This window comes from Micromonospora parva (genome assembly GCF_000718515.1).
In the GTDB taxonomy this organism is placed as follows: Bacteria; Actinomycetota; Actinomycetes; order Mycobacteriales; family Micromonosporaceae; genus Micromonospora; species Micromonospora parva.
The window spans coordinates 61,184-84,173 of sequence record NZ_JNZS01000004.1; the positions used below are offsets into that span (position 1 = coordinate 61,184).

The 22,990-nt window shown below is 70.5% G+C and carries 22 protein-coding genes and 1 pseudogene; 11 read left to right on the forward strand and 12 right to left on the reverse strand.

The window, feature by feature from the left end; genetic code table 11:
* Window positions 1-10: 10 nt before the first annotated feature.
* From IF22_RS0104915 to IF22_RS0104930, 4 genes and pseudogenes are all read right to left on the reverse strand, one after another.
* Entirely contained in the window at window positions 11-781 is a 771-nt protein-coding gene (locus tag IF22_RS0104915) for an isoprenyl transferase (protein ID WP_030328867.1), read from the reverse strand.
* A gap of 31 nt (window positions 782-812) precedes the next feature.
* Entirely contained in the window at window positions 813-1,955 is a 1,143-nt protein-coding gene (locus tag IF22_RS0104920) for a geranylgeranyl reductase family protein (protein WP_030328869.1), read from the reverse strand.
* Window positions 1,956-2,361: 406 nt separating this feature from the next.
* Window positions 2,362-3,210: pseudogene (locus IF22_RS0104925) on the reverse strand (hypothetical protein); the annotation flags it as partial.
* Window positions 3,211-3,246: 36 nt separating this feature from the next.
* Window positions 3,247-5,091: a phosphoenolpyruvate carboxykinase (GTP) gene (locus IF22_RS0104930; RefSeq protein WP_030328874.1), complete on the reverse strand. Its 1,845-nt coding sequence runs from the start codon at window positions 5,089-5,091 to the stop codon at window positions 3,247-3,249.
* Window positions 5,092-5,531: 440 nt separating this feature from the next.
* Between IF22_RS0104930 and IF22_RS36390 the strand changes: the two genes are divergently transcribed.
* From IF22_RS36390 to IF22_RS34905, 3 genes are all read left to right on the forward strand, one after another.
* Window positions 5,532-6,068, forward strand: coding sequence for a GtrA family protein (locus IF22_RS36390; RefSeq protein ID WP_030328876.1), 537 nt, complete (start codon window positions 5,532-5,534; stop codon window positions 6,066-6,068).
* Between the two features lie 63 nt (window positions 6,069-6,131).
* The gene (locus tag IF22_RS0104940) at window positions 6,132-6,839 is read left to right on the forward strand and encodes a GtrA family protein (protein ID WP_030328879.1); all 708 of its coding nucleotides are present in this window, start codon (window positions 6,132-6,134) and stop codon (window positions 6,837-6,839) included.
* Window positions 6,836-7,612 (forward strand): MaoC/PaaZ C-terminal domain-containing protein, encoded by a 777-nt coding sequence (locus IF22_RS34905; RefSeq protein WP_051708188.1) that lies wholly within the window; start codon window positions 6,836-6,838, stop codon window positions 7,610-7,612. Before IF22_RS0104940 ends, IF22_RS34905 begins: the two co-directional genes overlap by 4 nt.
* 45 nt (window positions 7,613-7,657) lie before the next feature.
* Here IF22_RS34905 and IF22_RS0104950 read toward each other — a convergent pair whose 3' ends face one another.
* Together IF22_RS0104950 and IF22_RS0104955 are read right to left on the reverse strand one after the other, a co-directional pair.
* The gene (locus tag IF22_RS0104950; RefSeq protein WP_030328888.1) at window positions 7,658-8,230 is read right to left on the reverse strand and encodes a PH domain-containing protein; all 573 of its coding nucleotides are present in this window, start codon (window positions 8,228-8,230) and stop codon (window positions 7,658-7,660) included.
* Between the two features lie 188 nt (window positions 8,231-8,418).
* Window positions 8,419-9,294, reverse strand: coding sequence for a biotin--[acetyl-CoA-carboxylase] ligase (locus tag IF22_RS0104955; RefSeq protein ID WP_030328890.1), 876 nt, complete (start codon window positions 9,292-9,294; stop codon window positions 8,419-8,421).
* An 84-nt stretch (window positions 9,295-9,378) separates the two neighbouring features.
* On the opposite strand from IF22_RS0104955, the gene IF22_RS0104960 reads away from it, so the two are divergent.
* Entirely contained in the window at window positions 9,379-10,962 is a 1,584-nt protein-coding gene (locus IF22_RS0104960; RefSeq protein ID WP_030328892.1) for an acyl-CoA carboxylase subunit beta, read from the forward strand.
* A gap of 30 nt (window positions 10,963-10,992) precedes the next feature.
* Here the strand turns inward: IF22_RS0104960 and IF22_RS0104965 are convergent, their stop codons facing one another.
* The 4 genes from IF22_RS0104965 to IF22_RS0104980 all read right to left on the reverse strand — a co-directional run bounded on the left by IF22_RS0104965 (window position 10,993) and on the right by IF22_RS0104980 (window position 14,218).
* On the reverse strand, window positions 10,993-11,874 hold the full coding sequence (locus IF22_RS0104965) for a hypothetical protein (RefSeq protein WP_030328894.1): 882 nt from the start codon (window positions 11,872-11,874) through the stop codon (window positions 10,993-10,995).
* Window positions 11,867-12,367: a SigE family RNA polymerase sigma factor gene (locus IF22_RS0104970; RefSeq protein ID WP_030328895.1), complete on the reverse strand. Its 501-nt coding sequence runs from the start codon at window positions 12,365-12,367 to the stop codon at window positions 11,867-11,869. The genes IF22_RS0104965 and IF22_RS0104970 overlap by 8 nt, the downstream gene beginning before the upstream one ends.
* Window positions 12,368-12,429: 62 nt before the next feature.
* Window positions 12,430-13,413, reverse strand: coding sequence for a ketopantoate reductase family protein (locus IF22_RS0104975; RefSeq protein ID WP_030328897.1), 984 nt, complete (start codon window positions 13,411-13,413; stop codon window positions 12,430-12,432).
* A gap of 61 nt (window positions 13,414-13,474) precedes the next feature.
* On the reverse strand, window positions 13,475-14,218 hold the full coding sequence (locus IF22_RS0104980) for a M50 family metallopeptidase (RefSeq protein WP_030328900.1): 744 nt from the start codon (window positions 14,216-14,218) through the stop codon (window positions 13,475-13,477).
* Between the two features lie 222 nt (window positions 14,219-14,440).
* On the opposite strand from IF22_RS0104980, the gene IF22_RS36280 reads away from it, so the two are divergent.
* Window positions 14,441-14,629, forward strand: a complete 189-nt coding sequence (locus tag IF22_RS36280; protein ID WP_247675686.1) for a PDDEXK family nuclease — start codon at window positions 14,441-14,443, stop codon at window positions 14,627-14,629.
* 124 nt (window positions 14,630-14,753) lie between these two features.
* Window positions 14,754-15,506, forward strand: a complete 753-nt coding sequence (locus IF22_RS0104990) for a GH25 family lysozyme (protein WP_030328902.1) — start codon at window positions 14,754-14,756, stop codon at window positions 15,504-15,506.
* 83 nt (window positions 15,507-15,589) lie between these two features.
* On the opposite strand, the gene IF22_RS0104995 is transcribed toward IF22_RS0104990, so the two are convergent.
* Together IF22_RS0104995 and IF22_RS0105000 are read right to left on the reverse strand one after the other, a co-directional pair.
* Entirely contained in the window at window positions 15,590-15,817 is a 228-nt protein-coding gene (locus IF22_RS0104995; protein WP_030328904.1) for a hypothetical protein, read from the reverse strand.
* 65 nt (window positions 15,818-15,882) lie between these two features.
* The gene (locus IF22_RS0105000) at window positions 15,883-17,922 is read right to left on the reverse strand and encodes a serine/threonine-protein kinase (RefSeq protein WP_030328906.1); all 2,040 of its coding nucleotides are present in this window, start codon (window positions 17,920-17,922) and stop codon (window positions 15,883-15,885) included.
* Between the two features lie 90 nt (window positions 17,923-18,012).
* On the opposite strand from IF22_RS0105000, the gene IF22_RS0105005 reads away from it, so the two are divergent.
* From IF22_RS0105005 to IF22_RS0105025, 5 genes are all read left to right on the forward strand, one after another.
* Window positions 18,013-18,207 carry an acyl-CoA carboxylase subunit epsilon gene (locus tag IF22_RS0105005; RefSeq protein ID WP_030328908.1) on the forward strand — a complete coding sequence of 65 codons (195 nt, stop codon included), beginning with the start codon at window positions 18,013-18,015 and terminating at the stop codon, window positions 18,205-18,207.
* Between the two features lie 91 nt (window positions 18,208-18,298).
* Window positions 18,299-18,757, forward strand: a complete 459-nt coding sequence (locus tag IF22_RS0105010; protein WP_030328910.1) for a hypothetical protein — start codon at window positions 18,299-18,301, stop codon at window positions 18,755-18,757.
* A 1,399-nt stretch (window positions 18,758-20,156) separates the two neighbouring features.
* Entirely contained in the window at window positions 20,157-21,299 is a 1,143-nt protein-coding gene (locus tag IF22_RS34200) for a S8 family serine peptidase (RefSeq protein WP_245233530.1), read from the forward strand.
* A 218-nt stretch (window positions 21,300-21,517) separates the two neighbouring features.
* Complete coding sequence (locus IF22_RS0105020; protein WP_081883710.1) at window positions 21,518-22,249, forward strand: Maf family protein; 732 nt, start codon at window positions 21,518-21,520, stop codon at window positions 22,247-22,249.
* Window positions 22,246-22,899 (forward strand): O-methyltransferase, encoded by a 654-nt coding sequence (locus tag IF22_RS0105025; protein WP_030328914.1) that lies wholly within the window; start codon window positions 22,246-22,248, stop codon window positions 22,897-22,899. Before IF22_RS0105020 ends, IF22_RS0105025 begins: the two co-directional genes overlap by 4 nt.
* The last annotated feature ends 91 nt before the right edge of the window (window positions 22,900-22,990 follow it).

Sequence of the window (22,990 nt, forward strand, 5' to 3'; positions counted from 1 at the left end):
CGCCGCCCGGTCAGGTGCCGTAGCGGCGTTGCCTGTTGGCGTACGAGCGCAGGGCCCGCAGGAAGTCGATATGCCGGAAATCCGGCCAGTTGAGCTCGCAGAAGTAGAACTCCGAGTGCGCGGACTGCCACAGCATGAAGTCGGAGAGCCGCTGCTCGCCGCTGGTGCGGATGACCAGGTCAGGGTCGGGCTGGCCGCGCGTGTAGAGGTGCTCGCTGATGTGCTCGACGTCCAGCACCTCGGCCAGTTCCTCAAGGGTCCCGCCGGCGGCTGCGTGTTCCAGCAGCAGGGAGCGGACCGCGTCGGTGATCTCCCGCCGACCGCCGTAGCCCACCGCGATGTTCACCTCCGCCCCTCCGCTGCGGTCGAGGGTGCGTTCCTCGGCGCCCTTGAGCGCCGCCGCGGTCTGCGCCGGCAGCAGGTCGAGCGCACCGACCATGCGCAGCCGCCAGGGGTTGCCCTCCTCGGCCAGCTCCACCACCAGATCCTCGATGATCTTCACCAGTGGATCCAGCTCGCTCGCCGGGCGACGCAGGTTGTCGGTGGCCAGCAGGTAGAGGGTCACGTGCCCGACGCCAGCCTGGTCACACCAGGCGAGGACATGCTTGATCTTCGCGGCGCCGACCCGGTGCCCGTCGTTCGGGTCGACGAAGCCCATCTCCCGCGCCCAGCGGCGGTTGCCGTCGCACATCACCCCGACATGGCGGGGCACGGGCTTACCGGCGAGCTTTGCCGTGAGCCGGCGCTCGTACACGGAGTAGATAAGGTTCCGCAGCGTCATCACCTAGCAGCGTAGCGACCCTTGCGCCAGTTCACCGCCTCGGAGCCCCATCCCCACCGCCCAGACCGATGCCGATCATCGCGAGCGTACGAGCGGTGAGGCGTCCGTCACCCAGACCCAGCTCGACCACGTCGTAGAAGACCCGGTCGTCCCGACGGGCCGCCCGGACCGCCGCGTCCACCACCCGGCGTCGCCGGGCCAACCAGGCCGCGACCGAACTGTGCCGCAGGTGGGTGCCGAGACGGCGACGCAACCCGTGGGCGTAGCGGCCGGCGGCGTCCTCGGGCGACCGGGCCGCCGCCGACCCGGCCAGCGCGCCGGAGAGCAACGCGTAGAAGATCCCCTCCCCGGTGAACGGGTTGATCAGCGACAGGGCGTCCCCGGCCAGCAGGGTGCGCCCCCGCCCCGGCGACGGCCGGTGCGTGGAGAGCGGCAGGTGATGGGCCCGCAACGCGGTCACTGTCGCCAGGTCGGTGCCGGGTAGCAGCGCGGCCAGCCGGTCCAGCAGGTACGCCCGGCTCAGCGGCTCACCGCGCAGGACCTCCCCGTACCCGACGTTCGCCCGTCCGTCACCGATCGGAAAGGACCATGCGTACGCCGGCCAACGCGCCTTCGAGGTGACGATGAGCTGCTCGGACGGGCCGGGCAGCGCCGGGGCGTACCCCCGGATGGCCAGCGCGAGGTGCCGGTCGGGGTTCTGCGGGTGGCCGAGCGCCCGACGCACCACCGAGCCGGCGCCGTCCGCACCGATCACCACCCGCCCGGACACCTGCCCGTCGAGCACCACCCGGTCGGCTCGTGGCTCGACCTGGCGCACGGTGTGCCGGCGCAGCTGCGCGCCGGCGGCCACCGCGGCCGCCACCAAGCGCGCGTCGAAGACCTCCCGGGGCACTGTGTACGCGGGTCGGGGCAGCGCCCGGGCCACCGCACCGCCTCCCGGCGAGATCATGCGGAGCGCCGGCAACGGCGCGTAACCCGCCACCGCCTCGGTCACCCCCAGCTCGGCGAGCACGTCCACCGAGTGCGCGGCGATCCCGTCACCACACGCCTTGTCCCGGGGGAAGTCCGCCCGGTCCAGCAGCAGCACGCTGGCACCGGCCCGGCACGCCGTCAGCGCCGCTGCCGCGCCGGCCGGCCCCGCCCCCACCACCACCACGTCGAACTCGTCGTCCACCGCGCGCCTCCCTCCAGTCCGACGCGGCGCGGCCGCTCCCGCCGGGCGACCTGGTCGGCCCTCCGGCCGGCCACACCGACGATCTCCGCAGCTGCCCCGACGCCGATCGCTGTGACCGACGCCACCCGCCATCCTGCCCCCTGCCCGCCCGAGAAGACCGTTCCCGCACTGGACCGACAGGTCTCACCGCCCTCCTTTGCTCTGCACCCGCGGACGCGACGGTTACCGTCCGCCACTGTCGCCTATAGAGGTGCAGAGCAAAGGGGGAATGGGCCGTGGTCGGGCCTGCGCCGTGGTCGGGCCTGCGCCGTGGCCGGGCCAGCGCCATGGCCGGGCCAGCGCCATGGCCGGGCCAGCGCCATGGCCGGGCCAGCGCCATGGCCGGGCCAGCGCCATGGCCAGGTTGGGCGGCGTCGGGGGCGCGGGCGGCGCGGCGCAGGCCGTACAGGGTCAACCCCGCCGCCGCGACCAGGGGGCCGCCGTCGCGGACCAGGCCGTCGACCCCCAGCAGCCACCAGCACAGCGGCAGATCCACAGCGAGTACGGCCACCGTGACGACGATCAGCAGGCCACGGGCCCAGTCCTTGCCCCGCATCAGGAACGCGGTGCAGAACAGCACGGCGTAGCTGGCCGTGATGCCAGCGCCGAACCAGAACAGCACGGCCGGCACCGCGGTCAGCCGACCGTCCAGGATGGAGCCCCCGGCCACCAGCGCTGGCACCAGCATCAACGGGCTGTAGGTGAAGGCCGCCACGCGACTGGTCAACAACCAGGCGCTGGCCTGTGGTCGGCGGGGCGGGGTCTCCCGCCAGGAGATGCCGTCCCGGTCGATGACGAGACGCGGACGGTGCCGGACCAGGTGCCCGGCCAACGCCGACGAGCGGTAGAGCAGCCAGACCACAGCGACACAGAGCGCCGTGAGGATCGCGAAACCGAGCAGGCCGGGCAACGGCGGCACCCCCTGCCGGGGCACGATGAGCCGGCCGACCGCGAAGATCGTGGTGACCGCGAGGATCAGCCCGAACGGGCGGGCCACCGTACGACCCCGTTGCACATGCCCGATCAGCAGCAGGAAACCGAACGAGCGCAGCAGTGCCCAGCCGGTCCGGACGGCCAACCCGAAACCCTGCTCCGGGGCGTACCACCAATTGAGCAGCTCGACCACGACGGTGGCCGCCGCCGTCGTGGCCAGCAGGATGACGAGCACCCGGACGGCGGACGGCCGCCGGACCTGGGTCTCGGCGGCCGTCCTCATGAAATCGATGTTGCCCGCGAAGGGCCTCGTTCACACCTACCGCTGCGGCTGTGCGGCGTCCAGGCGCGCGCGCAGTGCGTCCAGCTCGGCCCAGAGCACGCCGGGCAGCTTGTCACCGAACTTCTCGAACCAATCGGTGATCATCGGAAGCTCGTTGCGCCACTCGTCCGGGTCGACCTTCAGCGCGATCCGGACATCCTCTGGGGTCATGTCCAGGCCCTCGACATCCAGGGCGTCCGGCGCGGGGACCATGCCGACCGGCGTCTCGACCGCGTCGGCGGTGCCCTCGATCCGCTCCACGATCCACTTGAGCACCCGCGAGTTCTCGCCGAAGCCGGGCCAGAGGAAGGAACCGTCCGGGTCCTTGCGGAACCAGTTGACGTAGTAGATCTTCGGCAGCTTCGCCTCGTCGCCGTCGGTGCCCTTGCCCATCTCGATCCAGTGCCGGAAGTAGTCACCGGCGTGGTAGCCGATGAACGGCAGCATCGCCATCGGGTCCCGGCGGACCACGCCGACCGCGCCGGACGCGGCGGCGGTCGTCTCCGAGGAGAGCGTGGCACCCATGTAGACGCCGTGCACCCAGTCGCGGGCCTCGGTCACCAGCGGGACGGTGTCCTTACGGCGTCCGCCGAAGAGGATCGCGTCGATCGGAACGCCGTTCGGGTCGAAGTACTCGTCGGCGAGGATCGGGCACTGCGTGATCGGAGTGCAGAACCGGCTGTTCGCGTGGGACGAGAGGCTGTCGCTCTCCGGCGTCCAGTCGTTGCCCTTCCAGTCGATCAGGTGCGCCGGCGGCTCGCCCATGCCCTCCCACCAGATGTCACCGTCGTCGGTGAGGCCGACGTTGGTGAAGATCGAGTTGCCCCGGTCCAGGGTGCGCATGGCGTTGGCGTTGGTCTTCCAGTCGGTGCCGGGCGCGACGCCGAAGAGACCGTACTCGGGGTTGACCGCGTAGAGGCGGCCGTCCGGGCCGAACCGCATCCAGGCGATGTCGTCGCCGATGGTCTCGACCTTCCAGCCGGGGATCGTCGGCTCCACCATGGCGAGGTTGGTCTTGCCGCAGGCCGACGGGAACGCGCCGGCGATGTGGTAGACCCGGCCCTCCGGCGAGGTGATCTTCAGGATCAGCATGTGCTCGGCGAGCCAGCCCTCGTCCCGGCCCATCACGCTGGCGATCCGCAACGAGTAGCACTTCTTGCCCAGCAGCGAGTTGCCGCCGTAACCCGAGCCGAACGACCAGATCTCCCGGGTCTCCGGGAAGTGCGAGATGTACTTGGTGTCGTTGCACGGCCAGGCGACATCCTCCTGGCCGGGGGCGAGCGGGGCGCCGATGGAGTGCAGCGCGTGCACGAAGTCCGCGTCGTCGCCCATGGCCTCAAGGACCCGGGCGCCCATCCGCGTCATGATCCGCATGGAGGCGACCACGTACGGGCTGTCGGTGATCTCCACACCGAACATCGGGGACTCGGCCTCCACCGGGCCCATGACGAACGGGATGACGTACATGGTGCGACCGCGCATGGAGCCCCGGTACAACTCCGTCATCGTCCGCTTCATCTCGGCCGGCGCCATCCAGTTGTTGGTGGGGCCGGCATCCGCCTCGTCGACGGAACAGATGTAGGTGCGCTCCTCGACCCGGGCGACGTCCGTCGGGTCGGTGCGCGCGTAGAACGAGTTGGGCTTCTTCTCGGGGTTGAGCCGGATCAGAGTGCCGGCCTCGACCAGTTCATCGGTGAGGCGGCGCCACTCCTCGTCGGACCCGTCCACCCAGACGACACGGTCGGGGGTGGTCAGTTCTGCGACCTCACGGACCCAGGCGAGCAGTTTCGGGTGGGACGTCGGGGCCTGATCGATTCCCCGCACAACAGCCGGAGCAACCATGACACATCTCCTTGTGGTCGACGCTGACCGATCTATGGGATGCACGAGACTCGGCGGCGCGAAGCGTCGCCTTCGTGGAAACCTGGGATTGGCCTCAGCGTAAACCGGGCAGCCTTCCGAGTCAGTGGGACAGGTTGTGAAGAACTGCACAAGCTACGGCCTCGCTGCGGCATCACGAGCTGATACCCGCTTTCCCGCGCAGTTTCACGCAAATCTTGTTGTGCACCCCGGCGGCGGCTTGTTGCGGTCGGGCCGTGGACCTGCCCCGCCGACCGGTGCGAGGATTCCCGTTCCGCAGCGGCTCAGTCCTCCCAATTGGCTACGCTCTGTGCAGTGGTCACGTACGCAGACGCTGGGCCCCTCCGGGACACCGCGCCCGCTCGCCGTTGCTACCCCTCTGACTGGCCGGCAGCCGGTAGGCTCCCTGCGTGGCCGCCACGATGACCGGGGAACAACCGGGTTCCCCGCAGACCCGACGGGGTCTCGTCGGCACACTGCTCGACCGCTTCGGTCATCTCCTCCGCGAGCTGAGCAAGTTCGCCACCGTGGGTGGTTTCGCCTTCCTCATCGACTTCGCGCTCTTCAACTACCTGACGAGCAGGCACGGCGTCGAGGAGCTGACCGCGAAGACGATCTCCACAGTGATCGCGGCCACCGTCGCCTTCGTCGGCAACCGGTTCTGGACGTGGCGGCACCGTCAGCGCAACAACGCGGCCCGCGAGTACGCGCTCTTCTTCTTCTTCAACGCGGTCGGCCTCGGCATCACCGTCGCCTGCCTGGCGCTGAGCCGCTACGGGCTCGGGGCCATCTGGCCGGCAGTGTTCCAGACCCGCCTCGCCGACAACCTCGCCAGCTACATCGTCGGCACGGGGCTCGCCACGCTGTTCCGATTCTGGTCCTACCGGCGGTTCGTCTTCGTCGAAGCGGGAACCCCGACCGTTCCGCAGGTGAATCCCGACCGTGACCACGGGGCGTGACCTGCCGCCCACCTCGTTCGGCCGGTGATCGCCGGCCGCACCGACTGCCCTAAGGTGTTTCGCATGCGTCTTGTCCGTCTGCTGCCTGAGCGCTGGCAGAAGTTCATCCACGAGGCGCTCAAGTTCGGCATCGTCGGCGGCATCAACACCGTCATCAATTACGCGGTGTTCAATGCCCTCGCACTGACCGTTTTCGTCAATGGTCAGTTGAAGGCGACCGTGATCGCGACCATCGTCGCGACCATCACGTCGTACCTCATGAATCGGCACTGGACGTACCGCGATCGCCCGAAATCGGCGCTTCGTCGGGAATATCTGCTCTTCTTCCTTTTCAACGGCGCCGGCCTGCTCATTGAGCTGGGTGCCGTGGCGGCCGCCAAGTACGGTCTCGGCGTACACGGCCTGCTGGCGCTGAACGTGGCCAAGACCGTCGGCGTCATGCTGGCCACGCTGTTCCGGTTCTGGTCCTACCGGACCTTCGTCTTCCAACCTGTCGCACCAGCAGCGGACGAGGCTGCGAAGCCCCAGTCCACCTGGCACAGCATTCCGCGCGACGAGTGGGACACCATGGCGGAGATGGACCCGGTCGCCGAGCTCGCGGAATCCGTGTCCGAGCTGGAGGAGTCGGAGCCCGCACAGCGCGCCGACTACCCGCCCGGCACACCCGCCCAGGGCCGGCCCCCGCACCTGAGCGTCAGCCCCGCCGCCGACCTGGACGCGGAACTCGCCGCGGAACTGCACGTCGGCACCCGTCGCGCGCCCCGCCGGTGACCACACCCGACGCCCGCTCTGGCACGGGCCGACCAGCCGAGCTGTTCTTCGAGGACCTCGTCCCGGGGCTGACCGTCGATCTCGGCGTGGTCACCGTGGACGCCGACGAGATGGTCGCCTTCGCCCGCCGCTTCGACCCGCAGTGGTACCACGTCGACAGCGACCTGGCCGCGGCGAGCCGGCACGGCGGTGTGATCGCCAGTGGCTTCTACACGGTCAGCCTGTTCATGCGCGCGTACGTCGACCACCTGCTGTCCCGGGCCGCCGCGGACGCGTCCCCCGGCCTGGAGGAGCTGCGGTGGCTCGCCCCCGTGCGGGCCGGCGACCGGCTCGCCGTCCGGGTCGACGTGATGGGCGCCCGACCGTCGACCGCCCGTCCCGGGCTCGGCACCGTCAGCCTCACCGGCACCATGCTGCGCCTCGGCCCGGACGACCGGCCGGAGCAGGAGGTGCTGCGGACCCGCTTCCGTGGCTGGTTCGCCGTCCGGCCGGTCGAGGCCGACCCCGCCGAAGCCGAAGCTGTCGGAGCCGCCCCTGTCGGAGCCGCCGCGGCCGACGCTGACCGGCCCGGAGCTGACCGGCCCGAAGCTGACCGGCCCGGAGCTGACCGGCCCGAAGCTGATCGGCCCGCCGACGGCCCGATCGCGGCGGACCCGTCCGCCGCCGTGCCGTCCGCCGTCGCGCCGTCCGCCGCCGTGCCGTCCGCCGCCGCGCCGTCCGACGGTGACCCGACGGAGATCAGCGGCTCCGCCGAGGCACAACGACACGACTGACCCGCCCCCGACACCGTGGCAGGGGGCGGGTGTCAACCGCACCGGTCAGGTGGTGGTGTCGCGCAGCGACTTGCCGTCCTGCATGTCGGCGAGCATGTCGCGCATCTCGCCATCGCCCAGTGAGTGCTTGTCGTGCTGTGCCTCGACCAACTCGTACAGGGTGGTCTGCACCTTTCCGACGTCCGGCACGTCGGAGAGCACCGACTGGCCGCGCTCACCGGCCGACTCGATGGTGAGCGTGCCGCAGCCGAGCAGACGCTCGACGAAACGCTGGTTCATCGAGTGGTCGTTGACGCGGGCGAGCGGGAGGTCCCGCCGGTCCCGGGAGAAGACACCCTGCTGGAGCAGGACCCGCTCGTTCGTGAACAGGTAGTGGGTGGTGCGCCAGACCAGGAACGGCCACAGCGCGAGCCAGAGCACCGCGACCAGGGCGATCGCCCCGATCACGGCCAGCACGATCGAACCCCCGCTGCCCTCGGGCAACAGGACCACGCCGACCACCACCGCGGCGATGGCCAGCACCAGCACCGCGATCGGCCGGATCAACGCCTTCCAGTGCGGGTGCAGGTGCAGCACGACATGCTCGTCCTCGGTGAGCACGTCCTCAGGAAACGCCACGGGAACCTCCAACGCGATTTTCTAGACGCGCAGACGGTAAACCCCACAAGCCCCACCACAACATCCGCCACGCGGCCCCCACCCGTGCTTCCGCGATCTTGCACTTCCGGTCGCCGTTACGCGGCTTTCACCCCTTGTGCCGCGACAGGAAGTGCAAGATCGCGCGGTTGGGGGTGGGGCGGGGTGGGTTAGCGGAGGTGTAGGACGTCGCCGGCTGCCAGGGTTCGGGTTTCGGTGGGGGTGGTGACGATGAGTTGGCCGTCCGGGTCCACTCCGGTGGCGGTGCCGGTCAGGGAGTCGCCGTTGGGGAGCAGGACGCGTACCTCCCGACCGACCGTCGCGCAGGCCGCCAGGTAGGCGTCGCGCAGGCCGCTGGCCACCGCGTCGCCGCCCGCCGAACGCCAACGGTCGTACCAGTCGGCGACCGCCCGCAGCAGCGCCCGCAGCAGCGGATCCCGATCGGTGGCCGCCGCGCCGGCCAGCTGGAGCGAGGTGGCCGGCAGCCCGGTCGGATTCACCGGCAACTCGTCGGCGCGCAGCGTCACGTTGAGCCCGATGCCCAGCACGATCGCCGGCGGTTGGTCCGGCGTACGTCCGGGCACCGCCTCGGCCAGCACGCCGGCGCACTTCGCGTCGTCGATCAACAGGTCGTTGGGCCACTTCAGGGTGGCCTCCAGCTCGGCCAGCCGGGCCACCGCCTCGACCAGCGCCACGCCGGCCAGCAACGGCAGCCACCCGTACCCCGTGGGTGCGGCCGGCGACCAACCGCGGTCCGGCACGGCCTCGCCGGGCCGCAGCAGCACGCTCGTCGCGATGCCGGCCCGGGCCGGCGACTGCCAGACCCGACCACGGCGACCACGACCAGCGGTCTGCCGTTCGGCGACCACCACCAGGCCCTCGGGCTCGTCGGTCCGGGCCGCCTCGGCCACGTCGGCGTTGGTGGAGCCGGTCTCGGCACGCAACTCCAGCCGGGCCCACGGCCCGTTCGGCGCGACCAACGCGCGGCGCAGCCGGGCCGCCGACAGCGGCGGCCGGTCCAGATCGGTGTACGGGGAACCCGGCATTCCGCCAGCCTACGGCGGTGCCCTGATCGACACTGAGGCGTACTGCACAGGGGCACCCACCTGAACCATCGTTATATTCCCAGGGTGACTACCGAGACCGGGACCAACATGCACAGCACCGCGGGCAAGCTGGCGGACCTGGAGCGCCGGGTCGACGAGGCGGTGCACGCCGGGTCGGCCCGCGCCGTGGAGAAACAGCACGCGCGCGGCAAGAAGACCGCCCGCGAGCGGATCGAGATGCTGCTCGACGAGGGATCCTTCGTCGAACTCGACGAACTGGCCCGGCACCGGTCCACGGCCTTCGGGCTGGAGAAGAACCGGCCGTACGGCGACGGTGTGGTCACCGGCTACGGCACGGTGGACGGCCGGCAGGTGTGCGTCTTCGCCCAGGACTTCACGGTCTTCGGTGGTTCGCTCGGCGAGGTCTTCGGCGAGAAGATCGTCAAGGTGATGGACCTGGCCATGAAGATCGGCTGCCCGGTGGTCGGCATCAACGACTCCGGTGGCGCGCGCATCCAGGAGGGCGTCGTCTCGCTCGGCCTCTACGGTGAGATCTTCTTCCGCAACGTCCGGGCCTCCGGTGTCATCCCACAGATCTCGCTGGTGATGGGCCCCTGCGCCGGCGGCGCGGTCTACTCCCCCGCGGTCACCGACTTCACAGTGATGGTCGACCAGACCTCGCACATGTTCATCACCGGCCCCGACGTGATCAAGACGGTGACCGGCGAGGACGTCGGCATGGAGGAGCTGGGCGGCGCGCGTACGCACAACTCCCGCAGCGGTAACGCGCACTACCTCGCCACCGACGAGGAGGACGCTGTCGACTACGTCAAGGCGCTGCTGTCGTACCTGCCGTCGAACAACCTCGACGAGCCGGTCGTCGTCGAGGCCCCCGCCGACCTGACGATCACCGACGAGGACCGCGAGCTGGACACCCTCGTCCCGGACTCCGCCAACCAGCCGTACGACATCCACACCGTCATCGAGCACGTCCTCGACGACGGGGAGTTCCTCGAGGTCCAGCCCCTCTACGCGCAGAACATCGTGGTCGGCTACGGCCGGGTCGAGGGGCGACCGGTCGGTGTGGTCGCCAACCAGCCCATGCACTTCGCCGGCACCCTGGACATCGCCGCCTCGGAGAAGGCAGCCCGGTTCGTGCGCACCTGCGACGCGTTCAACATCCCGGTGCTGACCTTCGTGGACGTACCCGGCTTCCTGCCCGGCACCGGCCAGGAGTGGGACGGCATCATCCGCCGGGGCGCCAAGCTCATCTACGCGTACGCCGAGGCCACCGTCCCCAAGGTCACGGTGATCACCCGCAAGGCGTACGGCGGGGCGTACGACGTGATGGGCTCCAAGCACCTCGGCGCGGACCTGAACTTCGCCTGGCCGACCGCGCAGATCGCGGTGATGGGTGCGCAGGGCGCGGTGAACATCCTCTACCGCTCCGAGCTGGCGGGTGCCGAGGACCCGGCGGCGGTCCGGGCCGAGAAGATCGCCGAGTACGAGGACACCCTGGCCAACCCGTACGTGGCCGCCGAGCGGGGGTACGTCGACGCGGTGATCCCGCCGCACGAGACGCGCACCCAGATCGTGCGGGCGCTGCGCATCCTGCGCACCAAGCGGGAGACCCTGCCGCCGAAGAAGCACGGCAACATCCCGCTGTAACGCGGGGTCCAGTTCCTTCGATCCGCGCCCTCAGCAGTTCGGGGGTGGGGCGTTGGCGTTCGGGCACAGGCGCGCCACGGCCGCGACGGCGAACTGTTGGAGTTCCGCCTCGGTGCCGTCGCGACCGAGGCTGAGCACCGAGACGAGATCGCCGACCTGCACCACCGCAGTGTTGGTCGGGCGCGTCTCGTCGTCGAGCGTCGCGCCGGTGTTCACGTCCCGGGCCTGGGAAATCGTGTGGGTCAGCAGGACGCCGCCTTGCCCCCCAGAGTCCAGCGGCCGGACCTGCCACCGGTGCACCACCTCCGCCGTACCGGTCTGCCCCTTCCGCTCGTACGGCCCGCGGCTGCGCCACTCGTCGCACGGGTCCACCAGACCCTGGAGGGTCACGAGGGCCAACGTCGCCTCGTCCTGTGTTGCCATCCGGTAGACGTCCTGCATCACGAGAACGTCGGCGTTGCCGGGCTCGGTTCCGGCGGGACGCGCCCGAAGCAGGGTCTGTGAGCGGGACAGGCGGGAGAACCGCCACCCCTCCGGCAGCCCCAGGTTCGCCCGGCACTGATCGAGCATCGCGTCGACCCGGACCGGCTCTCCCATGCCCGCCTGGCTGAGCTGCACCTCGATCGGGCGCGTCAGGTCGGCCGGCTGGAGCAGGGCGTCGGTGGTGATCTCGTGCTGGGTCGGCGTGGCGTCGGGCGAGGCGGAGGCGGCCGGAAGAGCCGACGGCGGAGATGTCCTCGGCGCGGCGACCGCGGCGGCGGACACCCCGGCGAGGGCCAGCACGACGGTGGCCGCCACGATCCTGCGCTGGCTGCGGCGACGGGCCCGGGCACGGATCTCCTCCGGGCCGAGCCAGCGCACGTCCCGCAGGTCGCGCTGAATCTGTTCGACCAAGGTCGGGTCGTCACGCATCGGTGGCCTCCTCCAGGTCAGAGACGGCGAGCAGACCGGCGAGCGCAGCGCGCCCCCGGGAGAGTCGGGCCTTCACCGTGCCCACCGGGGCCGCGGTCTCCCGGGCGACCTCGGCGACAGGCATGCCCACCAGGTAGTAGAGGGCGATGGCGACGCGTTGCTCCTCGGGCAGCCGGCGCAGGGCGGCGACCACCGCGACGGTGTCGGTGCCCGGCCCGGGAACGCTCTCGGTGGCCCCGTGTCGCAGGTAGGCACGGGCCCTGCTCCGCAGACTGCGCCAGCGGCTGACCGCGATCCGACTGGCCACCACCCGAACCCACGCCTCCGGGTCGTCGTACGCGCTGATCGTCGACCAGCGCTGCCACGCCCGGACGTACGCCTCCTGCACGGCGTCCTGCGCCTCGCCCCGATCGCCGGTGAGGGCGTAGACGAACCCGAGGAGTCGTTGTCGACTCCCCCGGTAGAACTCGTCGAACCCGTCGACGTCCGGCACCAGCTACCTCCCCGTGTCGGTCGCTGGGAACACGCACCGCGCGGGGTGGTCGGTTGCCCCGGTCAGGCGATCATCTTCTCCAGCTCGGCGAGCGGGAACGCGCCGGCCGCGATCCGCTCCCGGGCCGCCCGGCGTACGGCCCGCTGCACCGCCACGTTGGCCGGTGTCGGTACGCCGTGCAGCCGGCCGAGCAGGGCGATCTCCCCGTTGAGGTGGTCGACCTCGGTCGAGCCGGTGCCCCGGGCCAGGCTCTGCCAGGTGGAGCCGCCGGAACGGGCCTCTCCGGCGACCGGGCGTTGCCCGACCAGGTCGCCCCGTTCGGCCTTCTCCTCCTCCGGCGAGGTGTGCGCGATGCCGGCGGCGGCGAGCGCGGCGACGCCCTCGGCGCGTACCCGCTCGGCCAGCGCGTCCGGGATGTCCCGGCCGAGCAGCGCCTGGAGGCCGTTACCGAGGTTGCTGAGCAGCTTGCCGTACTTCCAGCGCAGCACGTCGGCGCGGACCGGGGCGACGAAGCCGGCGGCGGTCAGGTCGGCGGCGATCGCCCGGTCGGTGTCGTCGGCACCTGCGGGGTACCGGCCGATGTGGAGCATCCCGGGGTGCGGGTACCCGTTGGCGACCACCACGCCCGGGTCCAGGTGGGTGGCCGGCAGCCAGACACAGACCGGGTGCACGTCGGCGAAGAGCCGCAGCGCGGCCCGCTCGTTGGCCACCCCGTTCTGCGCGGTCACCAGCGGCAGACGTTCGCCGGCCGTGCCGCCGCCGACCACCGGCGCGTCCACCCAGGTGGCCAACCCGCCGGCGGTGTCCTGCGACTTCACGGTGAGGATCAGCACGGTGTCCGCTGGCAGCGGCTGGTCACCGGGCCGGTCCACCGCCGCGAGCCGGGCGGTGACCTCACCGTCGGGCTGCCGCAGGGTCAGACCCCGCCTCCGGATCGCGTCCAGGTGGGCGCCGCGGGCCACCACTGTCACGTCCCGGTCGGCCTGGGCCAGCCGTACGCCGATGGTGCCGCCGACCGCACCGGCCCCGATGATCACGTATCGCATGGCCTCATTCTGCCCGCCCGTGCGCCAGCCGCCCGGTGCGCCGCCCGCCGGTTGCCTTCCGTCAGCTGGCCAGGCCGGCGTCGGTGAGGAACGGGCCGGCGAGCAGGAGTGCGCCGGCGATCAGCGCCGCGAGGTTGATCACTGCGAAGAGGCTCACCCAGAAGAACCCCGGAAACGGGGTGAGCCCGGCGAGTTGGTCGGCGTCGGAGGCGGGCATCCGGCCCCGGGAGCGCAGCCGTTGCAGCTCGACCACCGGCCGCACCCCACCGAGCAGCAGGAACCACACCCCGGTGTACGCGAAGGCGGCCTGGACCTGCGGCGTCGCGTACCACGAGACGGCGAACACCAGCGCGCCGGTGACCAGCAACGACACCACGCCGAAGGCGTTACGGATCATGACGAGCATGGCCAGCAGCAGCGCCACCGCCACCCAGAGCAGCAGGGTGATCCGGTTGCCGCCGAGCAGCCAGGCGCCGGCCAGCCCGACCAACGGCGGTGCGACATATCCGGCGAGCAGGGTGAGGATCATGCCCGGCCCGGTGGGACGACCGGCGGAGAGCGTCAAACCCGACGTGTCCGAGTGCAGCCGGATGCCGCGCAGCTTGCGGCCGGTGAGCAGGGCGACGAGGGCGTGCCCACCCTCGTGGGCGATGGTGATGGCGTTACGGGCGATCCGCCACGGCAGCCGGGTGGAGACCACCACCAGCGCCACCGCCCCGGTGATCAGCACCAGCAGCGCGGGCGGGTCCGGCTGCGCGCCGAACAACGTGTCCCACTTCTCGCCCAGCCCGTCGATCGACATCATGGGGCGCGAGCCTACCGGCGGCGTTCCGTGTCGCTCCCGAGGCACCGGCTCGCATCCTGTGAGACTGATCGGGTGGCGAGTGAAACGGGAGGTGAGCGCTGATGAGCGCGGAACCCCGGGGGCACCACGTCGGGCTCTGGACCGAGGCCGACTACTTCGCCCTGGGTGAAACCCCGGACCGGATCGAGCTGCTCGACGGGAGCCGCCGATCGCCTGGTCAAAATGCAGCTCTACGCCATCGCGCGAATCCTCTGGTACCTGCTGGTCGAGCAGGACGGGGACGGTCACTCGTTGCGGCTGTTCCGGCTCGACGGCGAGCACTACGTCGAGGACCAGGTTGCCAAGCCCGGCGAGACGCTGACAGTCGTCGAGCCGTTCCGCTGGCAGCTCGACCCGGCCACACTGCGCTGACCCGTTCCTCTCGTCACCAGGGCGACAGACGGCCGCCGATGAAGCTTTTTTCAGCCGCCCTTGCGATCTAGGGCACTTACCTCCAAAGATGTACGTCGATAGAGCGACGTCCTTGGAGGCACTCATGGCCCGTACCTCATCAACGCTGCGCCGCGCACTCGCGGCCGGCCTCACCGTCCTCGCCACCGCGGCGGCGGCCCTGGTAGCGACCGCCGGACCGGCGGCCGCAGCCACCACACCCGGCATCGACGTGTCCCGCTACCAGGGCAGCATCAACTGGACCAGCGTCCGCAACGCGGGCATCCAGTTCGCCTTCATCAAGGCGACCGAGGGCACCAGCTACAAGGACCCGAACTTCAACGCCAACTACGTCAACGCGTACAACGCCGGGGTGATCCGCGGGGCGTACCACTTCGCCCGCCCGAACATCTCCGCCGGCTCCACCCAGGCCAACTACCTGGCGTCCAACGGCGGCGCCTGGTCCGCTGACAGCCGCACCCTGCCCGCCGCACTGGACATCGAGGGCAACCCGTACAGCGGCGGCTACTGCTACGGCCTCAGCACGACCGGGATGCGCAACTGGATCCAGGACTTCCTGAACACCTACCGCTCCCGCACCGGCCGGTACGCGGTCATCTACACCACCACGAGCTGGTGGAACCAGTGCACCGGCAGCTGGACCGGCCCGTGGGCGAACCACCCGCTCTGGCTGGCCCGCTGGGCGAGCGCGCCGGGCACGCTGCCGGCCGGCGCGTCGGTGTGGAGCTTCTGGCAGTACACCAGCACCGGCGCGGTCTCCGGGATCAGCGGCAACGTGGACCGCAACTACTGGAACGGCGACCGGAGCCGCCTGATCGCGTTGGCCAACAACACCTGACCGGGCCGTTGGCGGCAGCGGGATCGACGGTCACCAGCACGGTCGACAATCGGTCCGGCTGCCGCCACACCACCGGGTACGGGTCAGGCCCGCCGCCGGCTCAGGGCCGGCACCACAGCATCCTCACGAGCCAGCGCGCCCCGGCGGGTCATCCGCCAGGCAGCAACGCCAAGGCCGGCAACGATCACGACGCCGAGCAGTGCGACGAGCACCGAAACCCCCGCGCTGACCAGCAGCAGAATCGCGTCGCCGAGCGCCACGAGCATCCACAGTGCCAGCCGGGGCCGAGTGTCCCTCCGTCGGTAACCCATGTCGTGCCTCCTTCCGTCGTCAAAGGTCAATTACCCCGGACGACGGAAGGTCATGCGAATGAGTTTCAGTCCTGCCGGTCGGGCACGAAACCCTTGGCGATCCGGTCGAAGTTCGGCAGGTTGGCCTGCCAGTCCTTCTCCGCGATCTCCCACCGCAGGGCGTAGCCCCGGTTGCTGGCCGTCACGAACCCCCGGTTGCGGACGTGGATCCGCTGCCCGTCCCGAGTCTCCAGCCACTCCCAGTCCGCACAGGTCTTCCAGAAGTTACAGCGCTTGATGCCGAGGTTCTGGTAGTTCTTGACGATCTCTCTGCGGTCCGGCTCGATGCGCTGCCAGTCCTTGTAGGCGTCGTCCTTTGGGGTCGGCGTCCACTGCACGAGCAGCTCCCCCGGCCCGTTGGACTCGTCGAAGACGACAGTGTTCTGACCAGCGTCGCGGCGCACCCAACCGTCGGGGATCGGCAGGGCGAAGCCTTCCGGGTCCCGGTGCAGCTTCCAGCCGGCCGGCAGCGCGTTCGGGTCGACCGAGGGAGTGGCCGAGGCCGACGGGGTCGGCGCACCGGTGGTGGGCGGCGGTGGCGCGGCAGCGGAGGTCGGCGCGGGCGCCGAGGTGGCGGCAGCACCGGTCGGGTCGGCCTGCGGGGTCTTGTCGCCGTCGCCGCTGGTCAGCATCGGCACGACCACCGCGAGGCCGATCAGCAGCAGCGCGACCAGCGCCCCGATCAGCACGTTACGTCGGGTGTTGTTCGGCTTCGTGCCGTCCGAGGGCGGCACCGACGCGCGGCCGGCCGGACCCACCGGCGGCATCAGCGACGTCGGCGTGGTCGGCTTGCGCTGCTCCGGAGCCACCGGCGGCCCGTCGACCACCGTCGGCTCGTCGTCGACGTTCGTCGTACCGTCGCCGCTCGTGTCGGGCGCGGCCGCGACCGTCGCGGTCGGCTCGGCCCCGGACGCGGCAGCATCGGACGCGGCGGCCCCGGACGCGGCGGCCCCGGACGGGCGGTCGACAGGGGCGGTCGGCTCGGCCGGTGCCGCTACCGTCGGGTCGGCCGGCACCACAGCGGTCGGGTCGGCGGCCGCACCTGAGGAAACCACTGCCGTCGGCGTGGCATCAGCCGCAGCGGTCGCGGCAGCAGCGGGGGCCGCAGCGGCAGCCGGCGGCGGCGACACCGGCTGGTCGACGCTCTCGGCAGGTCGCGGCGCCGGCACGTGCGGCGGGCGCGGCTCGCGCGGACCGTTCGGCCCCGGCCGACGTACGCCATCAAGCAGGGATATCCCGCGCGACCGCTTGCCCCCGGCGCGGCGCAGCAACCGCTCCGCCACCTCGGCGGTGATCCGCTCGTTCGGGTCCTTGCGCAGCAGCCCGTTGAGGACGGCCTTCAGCGGACCCGCGTTCTTCGGCGGCGGAATCGGCTCGGTGGCCAACGCGGCCAGGGTGCCGATCGCCGACGGGCGGGCGTACGGCGACTTGCCCTCGACCGCCGCGTAGAGCGTCGCGCCAAGCGACCACAGGTCGGCCTCCGGACCGGCGGTGCCGTCCCGGGCCCGCTCCGGCGAGATGTACGCGGGTGAGCCGAGCACCATGCCGGTGCGGGTCACGTTGGGGTCGCCGGGGATCGTGGCCAGACCGAAATCGGTCAGCACCACCCGGCCGTCCTCGCCCAGCAACACGTTGCCGGGCTTCACGTCGCGGTGCATGACGCCCGCCTTGTGCGCGGCGCTGAGCGCGCCCAGCACACCCAGGCCGATCTCCACCGTGCGGGCCACCGAAACCGGGCCGTCCTCGGCGAGAGTGTCCTGCAACGACTTCGACGCCACGTACTCCATGACGATCCACGGATCGCCGTCGGTGCGCAGCACGTCGAAGATGCGGACGACATTGGCGTGGTTGAGCCGGGCGATGGCCCGCGCCTCCCGCAGCGAGCGCTCGCGCATCTCGCGGCGCTCCTCATCGGTGAGACCGGGCGGCGGCACCAACTCCTTGATGGCGACGTCCCGGTGCAGCACCTCGTCGCGCGCCTTCCACACCCGGCCCATGCCGCCCTGGCCGAGCGGCGACAGGAGCCGGTATCGGTCAGCGACGAGTTGGGGAAGCGCGTTCGACATCGGTGAGACGGTACCCGGACCCGCTGACGCTCACACCGCCGGCACGCCACTGTGCGCTTCGGGTAACTTCGCGCCGCGTACCCTGACGGCATGTCTGCCGAAGAGCCGCTGTTCCGGGTCGTCCGCGGCGTGCCCACCGCCGAGGAGTTGGCCGCTCTGGTGGGGGCGATCATCATCCGGTCCCGCCCGGCCGCCGCCCCCACGCCGACGGCCCCGTCCGCCTGGGCGCGCAGCGGCCGACCGGGCAGCTCCCGCGGCTGGCGCGCCGCCGGCCTGCCTCGCTGACCCGCCAGACCGCCGTACGGGGGCTGCCAGGGTGGCGTTGAGCCGTTAACCTCACTCAGGGAAACGGTGCCGCTACGGGTAGGGAGGATCCATGATCCCCGAAGAGGACCGGCCAGCACCCTGGCTACGCGGTTACGGCGGCATCGAAGCCGACATCAGCCAGCTCAGAGAGTTCGCCGACCGGCTCGCCGCCGACGTCGAGAGCAACTACGCGCCGCACCTGTCGTACATCGCCGAAGACATGTCCGCGAAGCTGCCCAACCCCTGCGACGCCTTCATCGAGCTGGTCACCTTCCTGCGCGCGCACCACGAGACGCAGCAGGCCACCGCCGACATGGTGTACGCCGTCCGAGGCGCCACCGGCCACCTCGCCGCCGCCGCCGACCAGGTCGCCACCCACTACGCCGACAGCGACGCCTTCACCGCCGCCAGAGTCGTGGACGTGCAACGAGCCCTCGCCAACCCTTTGAACATGCTGCCCGGCGGCCCCACGTCGGTGCTGACTGACCCGACCAGCCCCGACGCCCAGCCGCCGGTGGTGCTGCCGTGATCGAACGGGGCAGCGGCCGGACCACCGGCCTCACCGACTGGCAACTCATGGACGTCAACAGCATGTGGGCCTGCCTGCAGGACCACGACACCGCCAACCACTGGAAGCAGGTCGCCGGCTGGCGCAAGGTCTGCGACCTCGCGCAAACCCACCTCGGCCGCCTCCAGCAGTACCGACGCGGCCTCGCCGCAGCCTGGCCCCCCGAAACCAGCGCCGCCTCCCGCACGTACCTCGCCGAACTCGACGAACTCATCGACAAGGTGCAACGCACCCACGATGCCGCCGCCGCGAACTACACCGCCCTCTCCGCCGCAACCCAGGCCATCGGCACCACCCGCGCCGCGCTCCGCAAGATCTATGAGGAGTACGCGACCAAGTACCAGCAGAAGCAGGCGTACCAGGCGATGGTCGCCGACCCGAAGGCGGTCATGGGCAACCGGGCCACCCAACCGCCTGTCGCCGATGGGGAACTGGAACAGCTGAACGCGCAGGCCCGGTCGATGATGTTCAGCTTGAGCGGCGAACTCCAACAAGCCCAAGCAACCCTGCAAAAACCACCCCCGCCACCACCTCGCCCCGGCCATCAGCCAAATGATCCCGACGTTTATGAGACGAGCGGGCAGAGTCCGGTCATCCCTCCGGTCGTCGCAGTGCCGATGGCGCCGCCAGCCCCGCCGTCACAAACTCCGACGGTGACTCCGGGCCCTACGCCTACCCTGACTCCCCCGACCATAGGGCCCGTACTGGGTGGAGTGAGTACGGCCTTAACGCCGAGCACGCCAAACCCAAATCCAGCCGGATTGGCAAGCCCTCCGCCGATGCCCCCAGGCGCTCCCATAGGCCCGCCGCCCGGCATCTCCATTCGACCCGTTGGCGAGATGGCCCCCCAAGGGCCACCAGGGTCAATTGGCAGGCCGCAGGCCGGGGCCGAAGGTTCTGCCCATCGGTCAACGCCACCGGTCTCCAGTAGAGCAATGCCGCCGGGAGGCATCATCGGAAGTCCACCGACAATCGGTTTGGGCCAGCCCGGGTCAGGGGCGAACTCACCTCGCCGCGTAAACCCGATTGGTGGCGTGATTGGGGGTGGGGGTGCGGGCACTGCGCCAAGTGGAGGGGCTGGTTCTCGGCCTGGCGTGGGTCGCAGTTTCTCGGCGACGCAGAGCTTCCCACCGATCGGCGGTGGCCCCGGCCTAACCAGCCCAGCTTATTTGCAACCGAATTCTGCCCAGCCGATCGCCCGCAGACAGCCTGATAACGGCCCGCCCCACTGGGACCCGGACAACCCGTGGGAGACCGAAAAGGGGGTGACTCCGGTAGTCCGGCCACCCGACGACGAAGGACCCATCGATCCAGGTCCGGCCATCGGTTTCAAGCGGTAATGCTAATCATTACCCGAGCCATGCTGGTCATGATGGTCCTGCCGATCGCGGTCTTCAGCCCAGCCGCAGCGGCTCGGCCGTTTTTGCACGGCGCATCAACGCTCGATCAAGCCGAGAAAATTCGAGCCGACCAATGGCATCTTCGCTTCCTAAACGTCTCCCGAGCACAGGCGATTAGCCAGGGCGAGGGAGTTGTCGTCGCAGTTCCAGACACTGGCGTCGATCCGCACCCCGACCTGCGAGAGAATTTACTCAAGGGCACAGACACTGTGGCGGGTGGCGTGGGAGATGGTCAGCAGGACTTGAACAGCCACGGCACGAGCATGGCGGGGTTGATCGCGGCGCACGGCAGGGGCGCAAGTTCTGGCGCACTCGGCATTGCACCGAGGTCCAAAATCCTTCCAATAAGGGCAGCCGGTACGGACAACTTCGGCGAAGCCGATGATCTCGCAGCAGCCGTCGAATACGCGATAGCCAACAGCGCTCAAGTTATTAGTATCTCAAGCGGGGGCGCATCGACACCGCGCCTCGTCCGGGCAATCAAATCGGCCCTCGCAGCTAACATCACAGTTGTGGCATCGGTAGGTAATGCACCCCATAGTCCGACTGCATACCCAGCCAGCGAAGAGGGCGTTATCGCGGTTGGGGGTGCCGATCGCGCTGGCCGACACGCTGCCATCTCGGTCACCGGGCCGAAGATCGATGTGGTCGCCCCTGCGGTCGATATCTACAGCACCAGCTACGGCGGAAAGTACTCGAAGGGGACGGGCACTTCCAGCGCGACGGCGATCGTGGCGGGCGCGGCAGCACTGATCAGGTCGAAGTACCCCTACCTGCCGGCGAGAGAGGTGGCGCACCGGCTCACGGCTACCGCCGTCGACAAGGGCCCTCCTGGGCGCGACGACGAGTACGGCTATGGAGTGATCGATCTTGTGGCGGCGCTGACGGCAGACGTACCGCCGCTGGGTTTTGAATCGGTGAGCGCTCCGGCCGGTGCTGGCCCGACCACGACGGCTGCCGCTCAGCCGGGTGGTCAGGATGATGGCTCGACCGTGCGCGGCCTGGCCACTCTTGGGGTGATCGTGGCCGCCGGGGTGGGATGGGTCGTGATAGCGCGACGTCGCCGTCGTGGTGATGATCCGCCGCCCAGAATCAGCCGGTGATCGCGGTGATCCACTCGGCTTTCAGGAAACCGCCGTGTCCGGGGCGATGGGATAGCGCGTTTTCCTGAAAGGCGAGTGGATCAAGGGTGCCGGCGGGCGAACCGCCGGGCTACGACGGCTGCCAAGGCCCCGGACCACCCAGGCCGCCGGGACGGCATCGGTGAGGGCGCTGGGCGGGGTGTCGGGCCTGGTGGGGGTTGGGCGGTAACGTCGGGCTCGTGTCTGAGACTTTGCCGCTCCGCCTCGTGCTCGCTTCGGCGAGCCCTGCCCGTCGTAAGTTGCTCCAGGCTGCCGGTGTGGAGCCGGAAGTGCTGGTCAGCGGGGTGGACGAGTCCCTGGTGGTGACCGAGCGGGCCGAGGATCTGTGTCTGGAGTTGGCGAGGCTGAAGGCGCAGGCGGTGGTGAGCCGACTGAACCCGACCGCTGATCAGCGGACGTTGGTGATTGGCTGCGACTCGGTGCTGGCCTTCGACGGGGAGATCCTCGGCAAGCCTGACGATGCAGCCGACGCGACCCGGCGGTGGCGGCGGATGCGCGGACGCAGCGGTGTGCTGCACAGCGGGCACTGCCTGATCGACCTTGATGCGGGGCGGCAGGCGGAGGCGGTCGCCTCGACCACGGTCCACTTCGCTGACATCAGCGACGACGAGATCGCCGCGTACGTGGCCACGGGTGAGCCGTTGGCGGTGGCCGGCGCGTTCACTATCGACGGGCTGGGCGGGCCGTTCGTGGAGCGGATCGAGGGTGACCCGGGAACTGTGGTCGGGTTGTCGATGCCACTGCTGCGCCGGCTCCTCGCCGAGCTGGATCTGCGGATCACCGACCTGTGGACGAAGGTCGCACCGGGCGGCCAATCCGTCGAGCCCGGCGGCCAACCTGCCGAGCCCGGCGGCCAACCTGCCGTGGCGGGCGGTCAATCCGTCGAGCCGCTCGGTAACGTCCGGTCATGACCACCAAGTCGATCCCGCTCACCGAAGAGCTGCACGCCTATCTGGTCGCACACGGCTCCCCGCCGGACGAGATCATCCGGGACCTGGCCGAGGAGACCCGGTCGGTGCTGCCGGAGCACGCCTCGATGCAGGTGGCGCCGGAGCAGGCCGCGTTCCTGACGTTCCTCACCCGGTTGCTCGACGTACGGCAGGCCGTCGAGGTCGGCACGTTCACCGGGCTGTCGTCGCTGGCGATCGCCCGCGGGTTGCCCGAGGGCGGGCGACTGACCTGTTTCGACATTTCCGAGGAGTTCACCGGCATCGCCCGGCGCTACTGGGCGCGCGCCGGCGTGCAGGATCTGATCGACCTGCAGATCGGCCCGGCCGCGGACGGGCTGCGGGCGTTGCCGCACGAGCGGCACCTGGACTTCGCGTTCATCGACGCGGACAAGACCGGTTACCCGATCTACTGGGCGGAGCTGGTGCCCCGGATGCGCCCGGGTGGGGTGATCGCCGTCGACAACGTGCTGCGTGGTGGGCGGGTCATCGCCCCGCAGGACGAAGGTGACCGGGCCATCGCCGCGTTCAACGACGAGGTCCTCGCCGACGTACGGGTGGACCCGGTGATGCTGCCGATCGCGGACGGCCTGACCCTCGCCCGGGTCCGCTGACCGCCGACCCCCGCCGAACGCCGGCCACCCGCCGACAACCACCAAACGCCGGCCGCCGGCAACGCCGGGCGCCGGGTGCCGGCCGCCTAAC